Raw genomic sequence first — 18,007 nt, forward strand, 5'->3', positions numbered from 1 at the left:
TGTTTGAATAAAAGGTGTTTTATACTTAATACCGAAAATAGTAAAACTATTTTCTCTGACCTAATGTTTCTAAAAACAATGTTACGAAGCGCTCCGCATCTACATCAAGACATACTTCCATATTCGGGTCTTGTTGTAAGAGATTGCGAAAATCACAAATCGTCTGTCCATAGCTTAAATCACTTTTCGTTTCAACATCGACATAGTGGGATGCTGTTTTTACAAGTGTTGGATCAAGAACAATGCCAACTGTTAATGGATCATGTAAAGCACAGCCATCCATTCCAAGTGTTTCTTTACTATAACTCCTATAAATTTCTGTACTTTTTAATACAAAATCATAGTACCGTGTTCCTTTTAACTGTTCGATATGTTCACGTGTCAAAAATGTTTGTGTCGTCACATCAAGACCGACTAATTTTAAACGAAATCCTGCATGAAAAACAACCTTTGCCGCCTCTGCGTCAGCAAAAATATTAAATTCAGAAGTCGGCAATGTATTACCGTAACCCGCTTTAGAAACGAGCCCACCCATAACAACCACCTCTTTAACAAGGTTTGGTAATTCTGGTTCTTTATTAAGAGCTAATGCTAAGTTTGTTAATGGTCCGACCATAATTAATGTTACTTCACCAGGATACTTTTTTACTTGTTCAATCATAAAGTCTGGTGCAGATAACTCTGGTTCTTCTTCACTAACTATCACTTCATCTAAAGCACCACCAATTCCATCAGAACCGTGTACGGCATATTCATGATGTGATGCTCTAACAAGTGGGCGACTCGCCCCACGATATACTTTCCAATCTTCTTTTCCCATGAGTTTAAAGATTTTTTTCGTATTGTGCATCACTTGATCGATTGAAACGTTGCCATTAACAGCCGTAACCCCTAAACAATCTAATTTTCCACTTTCAGCTGCAAATATGATCGCTAAAGCATCATCAATCCCTGTATCAACATCAATAATCACTTTGTTCATATATATGTCTCCCTTACTATCATGATACATCTTCTCTATTTTAACCCGTCTATATGAAAAATGATAGTTGAAATGTTTTTCACGTATTTGGGTACGCTAAATGATAATAAAACAATATGAAAAAGAGGTTATAAAATGTACAAAAATCAAGAAAAGCGATTAATATGGTTATCATTTATTGTAGCCTTCATTATGTTTATATCGATAATCGGAAAATTTATTAATTCATAATCGATATATATTTATTTTATCATAGAAAGGAATGCTAATTGTGATTAATGAAGATGCTGTTTATTACAGTCGAATATTAACTGAATTGACCCTGTCATTCCATATTATATACGCAACAATAGGAGTCGGAATTCCGCTTTTTATTATGATTGCACAATGGATAGGTATTAGAAAAAATGATGAACATTATATATTACTCGCCAGAAGATGGACGCGAGGGTACGCCATTACAGTAGCAGTAGGTGTTGTAACAGGTACAGCTATTGGTTTGCTCCTTTCATTGCTTTGGCCTAAGTTTATGGAAGTAGCGGGACATATTATTGCACTTCCTTTGTTCATGGAAACTTTCGCTTTCTTTTTTGAGGCTATCTTTCTAGGTATTTATCTCTATACTTGGGACCGGTTTGCCAATCAATTTAAACATCTACTATTACTCATCCCAGTTGCCATTGGTTCATCAGTTTCTGCTGTCTTTATTACAACTGTTAACGCTTTTATGAATTCACCGCGGGGATTCGATTTAGTAAATGGAGAGTTAATGAATGCCAACCCAATTGTTGCGATGTTTAACCCTTCCATGCCTACAAAAGTATCCCATGTCGTAGCGACAGCATTTATGACGTCCGCTTTTATCTTAGCATCCATTGCAGCCTATCGAATCTTACGTGGCTCTAAACATGTATACCATCGAAAAGCACTCCATTTAACATTAACAACCGGACTTATTTTTTCCGTCTCCTCGTTAATTATTGGAGATTTATCAGGGAAGTATTTGGCTCAGTATCAACCAGAAAAATTAGCTGCTGCTGAATGGCATTTTGAAACACAAAAAGAAGCTCCACTTCTCTTATTAGGCTTTTTGTCTGATGACGGTGATGTTCGTTTTAGTATAAAAATACCATATGCTTTAAGTATTCTTGCGCATGGAAGCCCAACTGCAGAAGTTACTGGACTTGATCGAATTCCAAAAGATGAAAGACCGCCACTCTACATCCATTACCTATTTAATATTATGGTTGGGATTGGCACACTCTTAATTATCGTGCCACTGTTATATTGGATTGGTATAAAAAGAAAATGGACTTGGATTAAAAACAAAACATTTATGTGGTTACTCGTACTCGGTGGCCCACTTAGTATGATAGCGATTGAAGCTGGTTGGTGGCTTAATGAAGTCGGACGTCAACCATGGGTGCTATATGGAGTCATGCGAACAGCTGAAGGTGCAACAACAAGTGAACAAGTTGATCTTATGCTTTGGATGTTTTCCGCACTCTATATGATGTTAGGAATTGGTTCAGTCATTGTATTAACACGAATGTTCAATAAAAATCCAATTGAACGTGAACTAAAAGAACGGTACACATAACATTTTAAAGGACGGTGCTTAATCATGGACTTAGAAATCATCGGTATTCTCGTTTTATGGACATTTTTATTTGGCTATACGATGATTGCTTCTATTGATTTTGGAGCTGGTTTTTTCAATGCTTATAGTGAATTCACTGGAAAAGAACATATTTTATCGTCAATTATTCAACGCTATTTATCACCGGTTTGGGAAGTAACGAATGTTTTCTTAGTTTTCTTTTTTGTCGGGATTGTTGGTTTTTTTCCGAGGACAGCCTTTTATTATGGAACAACCTTGCTCGTACCTGTCGGAATTGCCATCATATTATTAGGAATACGTGGGGCTTATTATGCCTTTGCAACATATGGAAAAACGAAACAAAAGCGATACACCTTCCTTTATGGTGCATCTGGATTACTACTACCTGCTTCGCTTTCAATTGTTTTTACAATTTCTGAGGGTGGATTTGTTTCCATCAATCACGGCGAACCCCGATTAGATTATTGGGCATTATTCACAAGTCCATTAACATGGGGGATCGTTATCTTAAGTATTACAGCGCTTCTCTACATTTCAGCTGTTTTTTTAACATGGTACGCTGACCAAGCAAAAGATAAACGAGCAAGTCAATTATTAAGAACATATGCATTGACATGGGCTTTTCCAACGATTATTGCTGCTGTTGGAATTATTTATATATTACGTTCACACAATCCGATACATTATGAGAATTTATTACAACTTTGGTGGATGTTCGCTATATCGTTTATTTTCTTCCTTGGCACTGTTTGGCTACTTATTCGAAAAATAAACTATGGTTTAGCATTTACTTTACTAGTTGCTCAGTTTGCTTTTGCTTTTTACGGCTATGGATTCGCACATTATCCATATCTACTTTATCCACACTTAACCATTTACGATAGTTTTACAAATAAAGCAATGGCCATTTCACTAATAAGTGCATTTATTGCAGGACTTGCTCTCCTAATTCCTTCATTATATTTATTACTCAAACTCTTTCTGTTTAATAAAGATTATGTTCATGGTCAAGCAAGTCGTCACTATTAACAATATGAGGTGATATTATGACTGAATTTCTCATTTTTATTGCTCCATTTATTGTTTTAATTGTCTCCATTGTTTTAGCTTTTATTGTAGCATTTAAAGACCCCATTCACTTTGACGAAGAATAATACAGCAATCATGAATGCTGTATTTTCTTTTGCCTATTATCATTTGCCATCACACTATTTGTTTCTATGTAACACACATTTTTTAGTAATGTTTACGCAAGTTTACCATTTTAATCAAATGATCACAAAAATTGCATCATAACAGTTATACTATTATTATGATGATATCAATAAAGATAAACATTTTCGAATAAACATTCAATCTATTGGAGGAGAATGACAATCATGTTACCTGATCAACAATTTTTACGAATTCCTGGTCCGACACCGATTCCACCAAGTGTGGAACGTGCAATGAGTCGTCCAATGATTGGACACCGTAATCCTGAAACTGCCGAACTTTTAGAAAAGATTAAGCCTGGCTTACGAGCCATTTTTGGTACAAAACAAGACGTTTTAATCTTGGCTGGAAGTGGAACTGCTGGGCTAGAAGCAGCTGTTACCAATGCTGTAAAACCGAATGAAGAAGCCCTTGTCATTGTAACAGGTGCATTTGGCGATCGCTTTCATAAAATATGTCAAGCACACGAAATTAAAGCGCATCGCCTAGATATCGATTGGGGAGAGGCCGCTTCTCCAGATCAAGTGAAGACATATCTTGAAAAACACCCGCAAATTAAAGCCGTCTTTATGACATATTGCGAGACATCAACAGGTGTATTAAATCCGATCGCACATATTGCAGAAGTTGTTAAACAATATTCTGATGCACTTACAATAGTAGATGGTGTATCATGTGTAGGTGCTGTCGAAACAAAAATGGATGAATGGGGCATCGATCTATTTATAACTGGTTCTCAAAAAGCATTGATGCTTCCACCAGGATTGACGTTTTTAGTAGCAAGCGATCGTGCCTGGAAAGTAATGTCAGAAAATGAACGTCCTAGGTTCTATTTTGATTTACAAACTTATCGCGATAAATTAGCTCAAAACTCAACACCTTATACACCTGCATTATCACTTCTATTCGGCCTAGAGCAAGTATTGAACTTAATGAACGAAGAAGGCCTGGATGAAGTGTACAAACGTCATCTACTGATGAAAAATATGACTCGTCATGCATTTAAAGCGCTCGATCTACCACTCTTAACAAGTGACAAAGACGCTTCGCCAACTGTTACAGCTGTAAAACCTGTTGATTTTTCTGCAGATGATTTACGACAAATTGCTAAAAAAGAATTTGGCATGTCACTAGCTGGTGGACAGCAACATCTAAAAGGGAAAATATTCCGCGTCGGTCATATGGGTTACTCATCACCTGCTGATGTTTTACAATATATTAGTATTATTGAATTAGCATTAACAAAAGTTGGAAAAAGTATTGAACTTGGTAAAGGTGTTCAAGCCGCACAAGAAGTTTATTTAAAACAATAAAGTATAAAATGATATTTTTTTCAGGAGGATTTAACTTGACTTATCACATACTTATTGCAGACCCACTAAGTGATGATGGTATTCAACCATTACAAGAACAAGAAGATATGCTCATTGATATGAAGACAGATTTAACAAGTAATGAATTACTAGAACAAATTGGGAAATATGACGCCCTTCTCGTTAGAAGTCAAACACAGGTAACACGGGAAATTATTGAAGCGGCGAAAAAATTAAAAATTATTGCACGTGCTGGTGTTGGAGTCGATAATATCGACCTTAACGCCGCTACTGAGAATGGCATTATTGTCGTTAATGCTCCGAATGCAAATACGAATTCAGCTGCCGAACATACAATTGCTATGATGATGTCATTATCACGTAAGATTCCACAAGCATATTTATCACTTAAAGGTAAAAAATGGGAAAGAAGTAAATACGTAGGTGTCGAATTAAAGGGAAAAACTCTCGGAATTATTGGACTCGGACGTATTGGCACAGAAGTTGCCTATCGAGCGAAAGGTCAACGAATGAACGTCATTGCCTATGACCCATTTTTCACGAAAGAAAAAGCAGAGAAAATGGGGATTAGCTATGGAACGTTAGAAGAGGTACTACAGACTGCTGACTTTATCACTGTTCATACACCATTATTAAAAAATACGAAACATCTATTAAATAAAGAAGCATTCGCTATGATGAAAGACGGTGTACACATCATTAACTGTGCACGTGGTGGTATTATTGACGAGAAAGCATTGTATGATGCAATCGTTTCAAATAAAGTAGCTGGCGCTGCTCTTGATGTATTCGAAGAAGAACCTGCCATTGATAACCGGTTACTTGAATTACCTGAAGTGATTGCCACACCACATCTTGGTGCAAGCACAGTTGAAGCTCAAGAAAATGTAGCGATCGATGTAAGTCATGATGTCGTCAGCTTTTTACATGAAGGTGTCGTACAAAATCCTGTAAACTTACCTTCTGTTCCGAAAGAAATAATGAGTAAAATTGAACCGTACTTCTATCTTGCAGAAAAGCTTGGTAAATTTTTGAGTTATTTAACTGACGAAGTCATTGATGAAGTAAATATTTATTATTCAGGTGAACTTGCGAACATGGAAGTTGCTCCTTTAACACGTAATACAGTTAAAGGCCTCTTAAAACGTTATTTAGGTATTCATGTCAATGATGTCAATGCTTTATACTTAGCTGAACGCAAAGGCATTGCCGTCCATGAAAACAAAACATCCCTTACAAAAGGCTTTACAAACTTATTAACAATTGAGATCACATCTAAATCAGGCAAACGCAGTGTGGCTGGTACATTATTAAATGGTTTAGGTGCAAGAATTGTAAAAGTTGATCATTATCGTGTTGATGTCACACCAGAAGGGCATATCGTCTTTATTTATCACCATGACCAGCCAGGTGTTATCGGTAAAATGGGGAATTTATTAGGAGAACATGATATCAACATTGCTACGATGCAAGTTGACCGAGCGGATGCCGGTGGAGATGCGATCATGCTATTGAAAGTTGATAAGCCTGTTAAGAAAAAAACATTAGACGCTTTACAACAACTTAATGAAATTAAATCTGTTAAAGCGATTAATTTATAAAAACGAACAAAAACGCAGTGAGCCTAATATGGCTCACTGCGTTTTTTAATGTTTTAAAATACTTCGCCGATCGCGTCATACATCTTTTAAACATAAGATGTTTATAAGCGCTCAATAATGGGTAATAACTCTTTCAATCTAGAAATTTCATACGTTGACTTGACATCATCTCGTTTTTTATCATGATGATTAATCCATACCGACGGCATATCCATCTTTGAAGCTCCTAAAATATCAGTCATTGGATTGTCTCCTACCATTAACGCTTCATCCGGATCAACATCTAATAAATTTAACAGATGTTCGAAAATTTCCTCACTCGGTTTTCCTTTGCCAAAATCCCCTGAAATAACAATTTGATCAAAATATGGGACCAATTCTTTTGAAAAAGATAATTTTTCATGTTGTAAATGTGGTGATCCATTTGTCAATAAAGCGAGCTTATACTTCCCTTTTAAAGCATCCAAAACTGGCAATGTATCTTCATACAAATAAATATGTTGACGCCTTTCTTTCGGAAATGTTTCAGCTAATTTTTGTCCTAACGCTTCATCATGAACACCTAGTTTTGCCAATCCTTTTGTCCATGCATCTTTACGATATTCAGGCACGATTTGTCGCAGTGCTTCAAAATCTTCGCCTTCATCTTTAAATTCTCCCCAAAAAGCCTCAAAAACACCGATTCCTATATTTTTTACAAATGGATATGTTTCATACGTTGGATAAAGTTGTTTCGCTTCCTCTCTCACAACTTCTTCTAAACGTTCTGGATTAATATGACATTCTTCTTTAGCCAGATGGCATGTCTCTTCAAATGCTTTTTTGACGCTTTTTTCATCCCAAAGCAATGTATCATCTAAATCAAAAATAATCGCTTTAATCATTTATGTGACTCTCCCTATATTGTATATCAATTATTTATTGACTATTTGCTGCCGTATCAATAATATCTCTCGGTGTAATGATGCCTAGTAATGATTCATTTGCATGACCGTTTTCAGTTATTAATAATGCATCTATCCGTTTTCCTTTTCCAATCACACTTTTAAAGCGGTCTTCTGCTTCATACACTGTTGCTGTTTTTTTAATAAAGCCAGATGTATGGGGCTCTTGAAATACCATGACTTCTCCGACAGTCGTATAACTTAGTGATTTAAAGTCATGACTCATTTGATTAGCTAGCCAATGTGCCAATCCTTTTTCAGATAGGACACCGATAAATTGATTTCCCTGATAGATTGGAAACTTAGATAAATCTTTAGTCTTTATGATATATAATAAACTTGATAATGGATCTGATTCCTGGAAAACATAAACTTTTCGTTTAAACATCGGGTAGACCAATTGCGGCTTTGTAATTTCTCGTTCTATCCATTCAATTTGTTCAACAACGGATAAATGTGGCTCCGCTATGGCATAATCAAAATCAACACGATTATGGACAATGGCATTTCTTAGCTGGGCAAATTCTAATAAATCATCACGATAGCGTTTTAATACAGGATGATATTTACTCGTTATTTTTACCAGTCGGGAAAAACCGAGATCATTCTTATCAACCATTGTCTTTAATACTTTTTCAATTTTATTAAATGCTATAATAAAACGGTCTGAGTTTTTGACCATTACTGAGCCTCCGTCCGAAAACATATCATTAATCCATTAAAACTCCGATTGGCTTTAACACATGTAAGATATCAATTGTCCCTTCATGTGCTTGGAGAACATCTTTTAGCTTACGATAAACAAATGGACTTTCGTCAGTACCACCACCACGTAATTCAACACCATATTTACGAACAGCTTGTTGCATATCTTGCTCGGAAATAACGCCTCCTTTACGCTTTTTTGTCCGCCAATTCATACGTCCTGCGGCTTTTGTACGGCTCATAATTCGTCCCGCACCATGAACCGTGCTATAAAAAGCTTGACGGCTCTTTTCCGAATCCACACCTTGCAATATGACCGAAATATCCCCCATACTTCCACCTACAAACCCGAGTTGACCTGGTAGAGCAGGTGTTGCTCCTTTTCTAACAACGATATATTCTTTTCCAAAATGTGTTTCTTTCCACGCATAATTATGGTGATTATGCACTTCCTGAACGATTTTAGCACCAAGAATATGAGCTACTTGATTAATCACGATATCTCGACCAGCATAAGCATAACGACCTGCTAATTCCATCGCTGAAAAATAAAGCTTCCCAAGTTCACTATCCATATCAAGTAAAGTTGGCGGTTGTTCCATAGATTCACGTGGTGCTGGATCTAAAAACTTTAGTCCCTTAGCCAAGTTTAAAAAACCTGTTGCAGTCCGGTGACCAAGACCACGGCTTCCGAAATGATTCCCGATCCACACGTCTTCTGTCTTTTCATCTATTAATATATCAACATAATGATTACCCGAACCAGCCGAGCCCAATTGTTCTCTTGCCATTGCTTTTAATTGATCATGTTCATGTTGACCTAACTCTTTATAAACATCCCATGCCGAATCGTTAAAGATATCATGGTCTCCCCATTTCGAATTAGCCCCCACACCAACTCCAAAAGGAATCGCCGCTTCAACTTCATCCATAATTTCGGGTATATGTGATTTTACATCATCATATTTTAAGTTCGTCTTAACTGCTTTGTTTCCACATGCGATATCGTAGCCAACTCCTGAAGGTGCTACTTGATTGTCATATACAATAACACCCCCAACGGGTTGGCTATATCCATAATGACCATCAGCACACATGACACCACCTACGACCTGACCAACTTTTAAACAATTCTCAAATTGTCTTAACGTGTTCGCATCATGTTCTCCGAAGATAACCTTTTCCACCGTTTCTGACCCCCTCTTCTCTAAATATATCATAGCAAGTTTTAATCACTTTGAATAGTCGTTCAAAGTGGAGGTAAACATATTAAACGAAAAAATAAATATCGCATGATAAACTGGAATAAGAGATAGAAGATAATCTATAAAAGGAGCGATTCATCATGGCAAAGATACAAATTAAGAACCCCGCCACTGGGGAAATCGTTGATGAAATTAAGTCACATACTGAAGAAGAGATACATTTAGCTCTTGAAAAAGGTAATCAAGCGTTTAAATCATGGTCACAAGTAAATGCCCATGAACGTTCACGCTTACTAAAAGTGTGGGCAAATAAGATTCAAGACGAAAAACAAGACATCGCTCGTTTAATGACGATGGAAAACGGAAAACCTCTTCATGAATCACTCGGAGAAGTTGACTATGCTACAAGTTATATTGATTGGTATGCCGAAGAGGCAAAACGTATTTATGGACGTACGATTCCATCTCACACGGAAACGAAACGAATTATCATATCAAAACAACCAATCGGTCTTGTCGCAGCGATAACACCTTGGAACTTTCCAGCAGCAATGATGACACGTAAAGCCGCTCCAGCATTAGCAGCTGGTTGTACATTTATCGTTAAACCAGCTATTGAAACACCATTAACAACGATGCGACTTATCAAATTGGCACATGACAGTGGCATACCAAAAGATGTCATCCAATATGTGAATGGACGTGGCAAACAAATTGGTGACATCTTTACAAAGAGCCCACTCGTTCGGAAAATAACCTTTACGGGCTCAACACCTGTTGGAAAATCATTGATTAAACAAAGTGCTCATACAGTTAAAAATGTCACAATGGAGTTAGGTGGACATGCGCCACTTATTATTCACGAAGATGCTGATATCGATTTAGCTGTGGAGCAAACAATAGCTTCAAAATTTCGTAATGCTGGACAAACTTGTGTCTGTGCCAATCGCCTTATTGTCCATGAAAAAATCAGTGACGCTTTCTCCAAAAAACTAACTGACCATGTAAGCAAACTGAAAGTCGGTAATGGACTTAACAAAGAAACGGATATAGGACCTATCATTAACAAAAAAAGTTTTGAAAAAATTTCTCAACAAATTAAAGATGCTATTCATAAAGGGGCAACTGTCCTAACAGGTAATAACTATCATGTGAATGAAGAGAAAGGATACTATTACGTTTATCCAACGGTCTTACAAGGAGTCACTGATAAGATGATAATAATGCAAGAAGAAACGTTCGGTCCAGTCGCACCAATTACTACATATGAAACACTTGAAGAAGCTGTTCATATTGCCAACAATACACCATTCGGTTTAGCCGCTTATTTCTTTACGAATGATTATCGCATCGGCACATATTTCCACGACCATTTAGATTTTGGAATCATTGGTTGGAATGATGGGGCACCATCTGCCGCACACGTCCCATTTGGTGGTATGAAAGAAAGTGGACTCGGTCGTGAAGGTGGTATCGAAGGAATCGAACCGTATTTAGAAACAAAATATTTATCAATTGGGAATGTGCAATAAATATCATCATACATTTACAAAAGGTATGGAAGTCACTTAACTTCCATACCTTTTTTCATATTCATCTTTTATAAAAGCACATTCGCCTATTCCTAGACATATGATATGACGACAATCTTTGTTAGGAGTGATTAAAAGTGGAACAAGAAAGACAATCTGTCCAATTTACTCATCCATTTGATCCTTATTTTTATCGTTCATTAAATCATCTTCAAGGAAAAAACGTCGCCATTCAAACAGTGAGAAACCCGATTCAAGGTATATTAAAAACAATTACACCAGACCATGTTGTGCTTGAAGTAAGTGGTGTTAATTTTTACATTAGAAATCAAATGATTGTATGGGTCACACGTGCTAAATAGCGACTGCTTAAAGAAAGGAGTGAACAACATGTTTAAACGTGTAAACAAGTTATTAATTGAACTTCCTGAACCAGAATACGGTGATGCCAATGCAGCGGCTGCTGTACAAGAATTACTCGGTGGAAAGTTCGGAGAAATGTCGACTTTAAATAACTATATGTTTCAATCATTTAATTTTCGTGGAAAACGAAGATTAAAACCTTTTTACGACCTTGTTGCAAGCATAACTGCTGAGGAATTTGGTCATGTTGAGTTAGTATCTAATACAATCAATCTCATTCAAAAAGGGACAACATTTGAAGCGGATCCTGATTTAACACCTATGCATAATGCGAAGGATAAACGTAATACACATGCGTTTATAGCAAATGCACAGACAGCTATTCCAGGAGATTCAATGGGGCATCCCTGGAATGGGAGCTATGTCTTTTCTAGTGGTAATTTACTATTAGATTTACTACACAACTTCTTTTTAGAATGTGGTGCACGTACGCATAAGATGCGCGTATACGAAATGACCGATCATCCAACTGCTCGTGAAATGATTGGTTATTTACTCGTTAGAGGTGGCGTCCATATACTGGCATATGCTAAAGCGATTGAAATCATAACAGGTGTTAATGTAACTAAAATGCTTCCAATCCCAGACTTAGATAATCGAAAGTTTGATCATGCACGGAAATTTGAAGACCAAGGGGTTGGAAATGTCTTATTTACTTGGAATGATTCAGGAGATTATGCCGACATACGAAAAATATGGAAAGGTACCAATCCCGAAACTGGCGAGCGCCTTATTGTTAAAGAAGGGACACCTAAAGGAGCACCTATTCCTGATTTAGATGAGTTACCAGAAGAATTCGCTCCAGGTATTGGTCCAGAAGAATATAAACAGATTGCGAAGCGTTTAATGGAAAACATATAATTAAGCAATAAAACGAGGGTGGGGCAAAACCTCTGAAAAATGGAAAAACTATTCTTGTTCACTTTTTCCTTATGTCCCAGTCTCCTTCTCCTAATCATAATGACAGTACGTGAATTATCAATAGAGCGAGCTGTTCTGCATGGATTCGAAGATTTATGCGTAACCATGCGGAGTGGAACTAACTACTCTGCATGGATTCGGAAGATTTATGCTTAACCATGCGGAGTGGAGCTAACTACTCTGCGTGGATTCGAAGATTTATGCTTAACCATGCGGAGTGGAACTATCTACTCTGCATAGATTCGAAGATTTATGCGTAACCATGCGGAGTGGAACTATCTACTCTGCATGGATTCGAAGATTTATGCTTAACCATGCGGAGTGGAACTATCTACTCTGCATAGATTCGAAGATTTATGCGTAACCATGCGGAGTGGAGCTATCTACTCTGCATGGATTCGAAGATTTATGCTTAACCATGCGGAGTGGAGCTATCTACTCTGCATGGATTCGAAGCTTTATGCTTAACCATGCGGAGAGGAGCTAACTACTCTGCATGGATTCGAAGATTTATGCTTAACCATGCGGAGTGGAACTATCTACTCTGCGTGGATTCGAAGATTTATGCTTAACCATGCGGAGTGGAACTATCTACTCTGCATGGATTCGAAGATTTATGCTTAACCATTCGGAGTGGAGCTAACTACTCTGCATGGATTCGGAAGATTTATGCTTAACCATGCGAAGTGGAACTATCTACTCTGCATGGATTCAAAGATTTATGCTTAACTATGAGAAGTAGAGAACTTTACCCGCTTCCAATTTGGATTTTTTGTATTTTATTATCTAATAGATTTTAACAAATATAAAAAACGTAAATAGATGTTGAACCAGTTTTTGGATTCCTGAAGGCTAATTTGTCATTATCTCAATTTTCGGTCAGAGGAAAATCGAAAGTAGAAAATGAATGAGCATTTGCATTAATGGCGGTAGACTTAAGAAGTATACCGCCAAAATTCGAAACAAAAAAGAAATTGTGGAAACAACATTTCAATGTTGATTCCGCAATTTTTCTCATTTAAAACTGGTTTTGTCCCAGCCCCTTTCTCTTATGATTAATTGAGACCTTATTTCTGCATTTTCTCATACACTTTCTTTTTAAAGTGTAAAAATTCCTCTGTTAACAATAGTCCTTCATGGCGTGGACGTGGAAAAGGAATAACGAATTCGTGTTTAACAGTCGCTGGACGTTCAGACAAGATAATAATCCGATCAGATAAAAAAATCGCTTCTTCAATATTATGCGTCACAAATAAGATTGAGCGGCGATATTCACTCCAAACATCCATTAACCACTTCTGCATATCAAGGCGCGTAAATTCATCAAGAGCAGAAAACGGTTCATCAAGACACATGAATTTTTGCGGACTAAGTAATGCACGTATAAAAGAGACACGCTGTTGCATTCCACCTGACAGCTCATGTGGATAATGATGTTCATAACCTTTAAGTCCTGCACGTTCAATCATTTGTAGAGCTATTTTTGTATCATATGGACCTTGAAGTTCAGCACCAAGGACAACATTTTTTAAAATATTTCGCCACGGAAGTAGTGCTGGTGATTGTGGCATATAACTTATCGAACCACGACGTCCATTTATTTTTACTTCATTTAAATAAATATCTCCATTATCCGGAAGACTAATGCCACCAATTAAACGAAACAATGTGCTTTTACCACTACCAGACGGACCAAGTATTGATACGAATTCGCCATCATTTACAGTTAAGGATAGGTTCTTTAATACAGCATGATTTCCGAATGATTTATTGATTTGTTTAATGATTAAATGACTCATGGGCATTCCCTTCTTCTATTGGTTTCCAACGGACGAGCTTTTTTTCAATATAAACGATAAGACTAAAGAATAATAAACTTAGAATAATGACTAAGATGATAGCGACAAATACCCGATCTGTCCGAAAAGAAGACGATGCGAGTGTCATATAAACACCAATCCCTTTATTCGCACCTAACCATTCAGAAATAACTGCTCCCATAACACTATATGTCGCCGATATTTTTAAACCAGAAAAAACAGCTGGTAAGGCATGTGGCCATTCAAGTTTCTTAAAAATTTGCAACTTAGAAGCACCTGCCATTTGCATATAGTGAAGCAAATCGCGATTCGTCTGTCTAAAACCGTCTAATGCAGCAATTGTAATTGGAAAAAAGCATACAAGTGTAATAATAATTACTTTCGGTAACATCCCGAAGCCAAACCAAATAATAAGTAAGGGGGCAGAAACAATAACCGGAATATTTTGCGATATAATGAGTACAGGATAAAAAGCGTCTCGCATAAATGGAATTAGGTACAATAATATAGCGACAATAATGCCGATACTTGATCCGACTAAAAATCCAACAACCGCTAATTGCACGGTTGATGAAATATGTTTAGAATACTGACCCCAACCATTTATCGCTTCATTCCATATATCGCTTGGTGGTGGTAAGAGCCATGTTGGTATTTCGAATGCTTGACAAGCGACTTCCCAAACGATGATGAAAAGGATGATGACCGATACTGGTCGCCATCCTTTTTTAATTAATTGTTTCATATTATCGATACTTCTCCGTTAATTTATCCATAGAAGCACCATTTGGTTCATATAAAATTTTCACTTGTGAAATAACATTCGAACTACCCAGTTCCACCATTCTTTCATTCATTCGTTCAACGATTGCTAACAATTCACTTAAATTTCCTTCCATCGTTGTCTCAAGTGGATTCACTTGATATTTAACACCAGATTTTTCAATGACCTCAATAGCGCTATCAACATATGGAATGACATCTTCATCATTTTTCGTCTTTGGTATAATTTGTATACTAACAAGTGCGTTTGCCATGATGGTCACCTCTTTTATTTTGGTAAAAATTCATTTGTAAATGCTTTTTCACTATCTAATTCTTTATCAAGTAAATCATTTTCTAGCATCCATTCTGCATAGTTTTCCCATACTTCTAGTTTTTGTTCGCCCCAACGGTCGGCATCATCTTGATATTTATCTTTTAGCCACTCTTGACTAGCTTTTACTAATTCCGCGTCAAGATCTGGTACCGCATCAATTAAAATATTTGCCGCTGCTTCAGGGTTTTCTATTGCAAATTCATACCCTTTCGATACAGCACTTAAAAACTTTTCTACGGTTTCTGGATTTTTTTCAATTTGTTCTTCACTTGTAGCAAGTACAGGTGTGTAATAATCAAGCTTATCCGAGAAATCGGTTAAATAGAGCATCTCTAATTCTTCCTCACGAAGTTCTGCTTCAATTCCAGTCCAACCATAGAAAATCCAAGCAAAATCAATATCACGTTTAACAGCAGTGAAATAATCCGCTGTACCGATATTAACGATATTTAACTTATCCATATCTCCACCGTCTTGTTTCATCAATGTTGATAAGACAGCTTCTTCTACAGGGGAACCCCAGCCACCATATGTCTTTCCTTCAAAATCTTTCGGTGATTTTATATTTTTATCAACTGGTGCAGCAAAGCCAGATGTATTATGTTGAATGATGGCTGCAATCGAAACGAGTGGAATATCTTGAACTCTTGCTTCTGTAATACTCTCTTGGTTACTAATTCCAAAATCAGCTTGTCCCGATGCGATCAATTGGTCAGCTCCAGCTTCACCTGGTAACATGATCTCTACGTCTAAGCCTTCTTCTTGAAAGTAACCTTTTTCCTTAGCGACATATAGACCTGTATGATTTGTATTCGGTGTCCAATCTAAAACAACTTTTACTTCTGTTAACTCGTCTTTCTTATCTGTTGTTGGATCGTCAGATGTTTTTCCGTTTGTATCATTATTACCACAAGCTGTCATAATAAATAATACAATGATAAGTATAGCAAATAGTCTCTTCATGTAAATCTCCCTTTTTCGATTCAATCGTAGAGAGTCGTTTCCGTTCATTAAAAAACCCCTAGATAATCTAGGGGCATGAACACATATATGGACATAATGGTGTCACATGTTCCCTTCGCTGGTATTAACCAGATCAGGTTCAAAGAGTTCGTATCTTACGGATACAATCTCAACCAGCAAACACTGGTACCCCTACATTGAATCTTATTATTGTTTTCATCATAACTATGCCATATCGGTGATTAAATTTCAAGATGAAGCTTCTTCAATTCATGATACGATTCACAATTTCGCCATTTCTTAGTTCAAATTGAAAGTCACCATATTTTGTCAATTCTAAATCATGTGTGACAAGGACAATCGTTGCGCCTTTTTTATGGATATCTTGTAAAATTCCCATCATCTGATCACGATTTTTAAGGTCAAGATTTCCTGTTGGTTCATCACATAATATGAGCTGTGGGTCATTCATTAAGGCCCTAGCAATGGCTGTTCGTTGTTTTTCTCCACCAGATAATTGTGATGGCATATGATTTTTCCTATTATTAAGACCGACCATGTCAAGCAGTGTTTCGGCCTTTTCCTTAACATTAGCTTTCGCTTCGTATGGTAATAAAGGAATCATCACATTCGTAAGCACATCGAACTGATTGAACAATTGAAAGTCCTGAAAAATATAGCCGATATATTTCCGACGAAAAGAGCGACGTTCTGCTTCAAGTGCTGTCATCGCATCAAGTTCGCCAATTATCACTTGTCCATGATCAGCCTGCTCAATAGCTGATAAAAGCCTTAATAATGTTGTTTTACCAGAACCAGATGGACCAGTTATCGTAAGCCAACTCCCAGATTCAATGGTTAAATCAATATCTTTTAAAACGTTAATTGTTTCGACACCTGTTTCATACGATTTATTAACATGATGAAGCTTGATGTCCAATTGTAGCGCCTCCTTTTACTTCTGTTCGATGTAAGGTATAAATCGCCCCCCCAAGAGTCACAGCCAAAATGAGTAAAAATCCAATGATACCTGATATAAATGTTATTAGCGTCATCTCAATAAATATAAACATAATGATAAAGCTTACCATCCACCCGAAACCTATCGATAATCCAGCCCATATAAGTACTTCTTTTATAAAATAGTTCCGGATTGCTTTTTTCTCCCAACCGAGATATAGAAAAAGCTTAATTTCTAACTGACGTGTTTCCCACATACGACTAAGTGATTGATAGACTGTCGTTAAACTTAACACATATAACAAGACGATAACGAGGTAAAACAACCCCTCAACTTCTCCATGTACATAAGCACCGAGTCTTGTGAGTGTCGTATTTGCGACCGTTTGTATTAGGAAGAATGGTAGAAAACATGTCAAAAGCGTCATTAGAAACAACTGAATACATGCGGCAATAATGCTTGATTTATAAAAATAAATATTTTGCATAACGACCGTTTTACCTTGTTTCTTAGGACGTCGTATTTTCTTTTTCTGTACGAAGCTGGCTAATACAAGTAAAAGTAGAAAGATAATACTCATCACAGATGATAAAATAAGTGGTAACCAGTCATTGATATACATACCATAAACGGTAAAGCCAATCATCACGAGAGTAATAGGAATGCCTAACATCGTTATCC

At 36.8% G+C, this 18,007-nt stretch carries 18 protein-coding genes, 1 pseudogene and 1 riboswitch; of the genes and pseudogenes, 9 read left to right on the forward strand and 10 right to left on the reverse strand.

Going from position 1 to position 18,007, the window contains the following annotated elements; genetic code table 11:
• Positions 1 to 46 precede the first annotated feature (46 nt).
• Positions 47 to 982 carry a nucleoside hydrolase gene (locus HNQ35_RS08120; RefSeq protein ID WP_146936350.1) on the reverse strand — a complete coding sequence of 312 codons (936 nt, stop codon included), beginning with the start codon at positions 980 to 982 and terminating at the stop codon, positions 47 to 49.
• Positions 983 to 1,253: 271 nt separating this feature from the next.
• Here HNQ35_RS08120 and HNQ35_RS08125 point away from each other — a divergent pair, with 271 nt between their 5' ends.
• The 5 genes from HNQ35_RS08125 to serA all read left to right on the forward strand — a co-directional run bounded on the left by HNQ35_RS08125 (position 1,254) and on the right by serA (position 6,753).
• A complete protein-coding gene (locus HNQ35_RS08125) occupies positions 1,254 to 2,582 on the forward strand; it encodes a cytochrome ubiquinol oxidase subunit I (RefSeq protein WP_146936352.1) in 1,329 nt (442 codons plus the stop codon).
• A 24-nt stretch (positions 2,583 to 2,606) separates the two neighbouring features.
• Positions 2,607 to 3,632, forward strand: a complete 1,026-nt coding sequence (locus HNQ35_RS08130) for a cytochrome d ubiquinol oxidase subunit II (RefSeq protein ID WP_146936354.1) — start codon at positions 2,607 to 2,609, stop codon at positions 3,630 to 3,632.
• A 17-nt stretch (positions 3,633 to 3,649) separates the two neighbouring features.
• Entirely contained in the window at positions 3,650 to 3,757 is a 108-nt protein-coding gene (cydS, locus tag HNQ35_RS14505) for a cytochrome bd oxidase small subunit CydS family protein (protein ID WP_371862296.1), read from the forward strand.
• Positions 3,758 to 3,982: 225 nt separating this feature from the next.
• Positions 3,983 to 5,131: a pyridoxal-phosphate-dependent aminotransferase family protein gene (locus tag HNQ35_RS08135; RefSeq protein ID WP_146936356.1), complete on the forward strand. Its 1,149-nt coding sequence runs from the start codon at positions 3,983 to 3,985 to the stop codon at positions 5,129 to 5,131.
• A gap of 35 nt (positions 5,132 to 5,166) precedes the next feature.
• Positions 5,167 to 6,753, forward strand: a complete 1,587-nt coding sequence (gene serA, locus HNQ35_RS08140; protein WP_146936358.1) for a phosphoglycerate dehydrogenase — start codon at positions 5,167 to 5,169, stop codon at positions 6,751 to 6,753.
• A 101-nt stretch (positions 6,754 to 6,854) separates the two neighbouring features.
• Here the strand turns inward: serA and HNQ35_RS08145 are convergent, their stop codons facing one another.
• Genes HNQ35_RS08145 through HNQ35_RS08155 form a run of 3 tightly spaced genes read right to left on the reverse strand, consistent with a single transcriptional unit; the run spans position 6,855 to position 9,622 of the window.
• Positions 6,855 to 7,637: an HAD family hydrolase gene (locus tag HNQ35_RS08145; protein ID WP_146936360.1), complete on the reverse strand. Its 783-nt coding sequence runs from the start codon at positions 7,635 to 7,637 to the stop codon at positions 6,855 to 6,857.
• Between the two features lie 34 nt (positions 7,638 to 7,671).
• Positions 7,672 to 8,379, reverse strand: coding sequence for a CBS domain-containing protein (locus HNQ35_RS08150; protein WP_146936362.1), 708 nt, complete (start codon positions 8,377 to 8,379; stop codon positions 7,672 to 7,674).
• 28 nt (positions 8,380 to 8,407) lie between these two features.
• Positions 8,408 to 9,622 carry an RtcB family protein gene (locus HNQ35_RS08155; protein WP_146936364.1) on the reverse strand — a complete coding sequence of 405 codons (1,215 nt, stop codon included), beginning with the start codon at positions 9,620 to 9,622 and terminating at the stop codon, positions 8,408 to 8,410.
• 125 nt (positions 9,623 to 9,747) lie between these two features.
• Here HNQ35_RS08155 and HNQ35_RS08160 point away from each other — a divergent pair, with 125 nt between their 5' ends.
• From HNQ35_RS08160 to HNQ35_RS14245, 4 genes and pseudogenes are all read left to right on the forward strand, one after another.
• Positions 9,748 to 11,139 carry an NAD-dependent succinate-semialdehyde dehydrogenase gene (locus HNQ35_RS08160; RefSeq protein ID WP_146936366.1) on the forward strand — a complete coding sequence of 464 codons (1,392 nt, stop codon included), beginning with the start codon at positions 9,748 to 9,750 and terminating at the stop codon, positions 11,137 to 11,139.
• A gap of 137 nt (positions 11,140 to 11,276) precedes the next feature.
• Positions 11,277 to 11,501: a DUF2642 domain-containing protein gene (locus HNQ35_RS08165; protein ID WP_146936368.1), complete on the forward strand. Its 225-nt coding sequence runs from the start codon at positions 11,277 to 11,279 to the stop codon at positions 11,499 to 11,501.
• Between the two features lie 28 nt (positions 11,502 to 11,529).
• The gene (locus HNQ35_RS08170) at positions 11,530 to 12,423 is read left to right on the forward strand and encodes a manganese catalase family protein (RefSeq protein WP_146936370.1); all 894 of its coding nucleotides are present in this window, start codon (positions 11,530 to 11,532) and stop codon (positions 12,421 to 12,423) included.
• A gap of 878 nt (positions 12,424 to 13,301) precedes the next feature.
• Positions 13,302 to 13,542, forward strand: a pseudogene (locus HNQ35_RS14245) (IS5/IS1182 family transposase); the annotation flags it as partial.
• An 8-nt stretch (positions 13,543 to 13,550) separates the two neighbouring features.
• Here the strand turns inward: HNQ35_RS14245 and HNQ35_RS08175 are convergent.
• The 6 genes from HNQ35_RS08175 to HNQ35_RS08200 all read right to left on the reverse strand — a co-directional run.
• Positions 13,551 to 14,282: an ABC transporter ATP-binding protein gene (locus HNQ35_RS08175; RefSeq protein ID WP_146938847.1), complete on the reverse strand. Its 732-nt coding sequence runs from the start codon at positions 14,280 to 14,282 to the stop codon at positions 13,551 to 13,553.
• Complete coding sequence (locus HNQ35_RS08180; protein ID WP_146938848.1) at positions 14,263 to 15,048, reverse strand: ABC transporter permease; 786 nt, start codon at positions 15,046 to 15,048, stop codon at positions 14,263 to 14,265. The genes HNQ35_RS08175 and HNQ35_RS08180 overlap by 20 nt, the downstream gene beginning before the upstream one ends.
• 1 nt (position 15,049) lies before the next feature.
• Positions 15,050 to 15,340 carry a thiamine-binding protein gene (locus HNQ35_RS08185; protein WP_146938849.1) on the reverse strand — a complete coding sequence of 97 codons (291 nt, stop codon included), beginning with the start codon at positions 15,338 to 15,340 and terminating at the stop codon, positions 15,050 to 15,052.
• A gap of 14 nt (positions 15,341 to 15,354) precedes the next feature.
• Positions 15,355 to 16,365 (reverse strand): ABC transporter substrate-binding protein, encoded by a 1,011-nt coding sequence (locus HNQ35_RS08190; protein WP_146938850.1) that lies wholly within the window; start codon positions 16,363 to 16,365, stop codon positions 15,355 to 15,357.
• Between the two features lie 93 nt (positions 16,366 to 16,458).
• Positions 16,459 to 16,569: riboswitch (TPP riboswitch) on the reverse strand.
• A 61-nt stretch (positions 16,570 to 16,630) separates the two neighbouring features.
• Positions 16,631 to 17,305 (reverse strand): ABC transporter ATP-binding protein, encoded by a 675-nt coding sequence (locus tag HNQ35_RS08195; protein ID WP_146938851.1) that lies wholly within the window; start codon positions 17,303 to 17,305, stop codon positions 16,631 to 16,633.
• On the reverse strand, positions 17,280 to 18,007 hold a 728-nt coding region (locus tag HNQ35_RS08200), incomplete at its 5' end, for a hypothetical protein (protein ID WP_183330132.1). The genes HNQ35_RS08200 and HNQ35_RS08195, both read right to left, overlap by 26 nt.

Origin of the sequence: Cerasibacillus quisquiliarum, assembly GCF_014202495.1 — a bacterium.
Classification (GTDB): Bacteria; Bacillota; Bacilli; order Bacillales; family Amphibacillaceae; genus Cerasibacillus; species Cerasibacillus quisquiliarum.

Excerpts from the sequence above, each read along its gene's own strand:
- HNQ35_RS08120 (WP_146936350.1), bottom strand. The coding sequence starts at position 982 with ATGAACAAAGTGATTATTGATGTTGATACAGGGATTGATGATGCTTTA.
- HNQ35_RS08130 (WP_146936354.1), top strand. The coding sequence starts at position 2,607 with ATGGACTTAGAAATCATCGGTATTCTCGTTTTATGGACATTTTTATTT.
- cydS (WP_371862296.1), top strand. The coding sequence starts at position 3,650 with ATGACTGAATTTCTCATTTTTATTGCTCCATTTATTGTTTTAATTGTC.
- HNQ35_RS08135 (WP_146936356.1), top strand. The coding sequence starts at position 3,983 with ATGTTACCTGATCAACAATTTTTACGAATTCCTGGTCCGACACCGATT.
- HNQ35_RS08145 (WP_146936360.1), bottom strand. The coding sequence starts at position 7,637 with ATGATTAAAGCGATTATTTTTGATTTAGATGATACATTGCTTTGGGAT.
- HNQ35_RS08150 (WP_146936362.1), bottom strand. The coding sequence starts at position 8,379 with ATGGTCAAAAACTCAGACCGTTTTATTATAGCATTTAATAAAATTGAA.
- HNQ35_RS08155 (WP_146936364.1), bottom strand. The coding sequence starts at position 9,622 with ATGATATATTTAGAGAAGAGGGGGTCAGAAACGGTGGAAAAGGTTATC.
- HNQ35_RS08160 (WP_146936366.1), top strand. The coding sequence starts at position 9,748 with ATGGCAAAGATACAAATTAAGAACCCCGCCACTGGGGAAATCGTTGAT.
- HNQ35_RS08170 (WP_146936370.1), top strand. The coding sequence starts at position 11,530 with ATGTTTAAACGTGTAAACAAGTTATTAATTGAACTTCCTGAACCAGAA.
- HNQ35_RS08175 (WP_146938847.1), bottom strand. The coding sequence starts at position 14,282 with ATGAGTCATTTAATCATTAAACAAATCAATAAATCATTCGGAAATCAT.
- HNQ35_RS08180 (WP_146938848.1), bottom strand. The coding sequence starts at position 15,048 with ATGAAACAATTAATTAAAAAAGGATGGCGACCAGTATCGGTCATCATC.
- HNQ35_RS08185 (WP_146938849.1), bottom strand. The coding sequence starts at position 15,340 with ATGGCAAACGCACTTGTTAGTATACAAATTATACCAAAGACGAAAAAT.
- HNQ35_RS08190 (WP_146938850.1), bottom strand. The coding sequence starts at position 16,365 with ATGAAGAGACTATTTGCTATACTTATCATTGTATTATTTATTATGACA.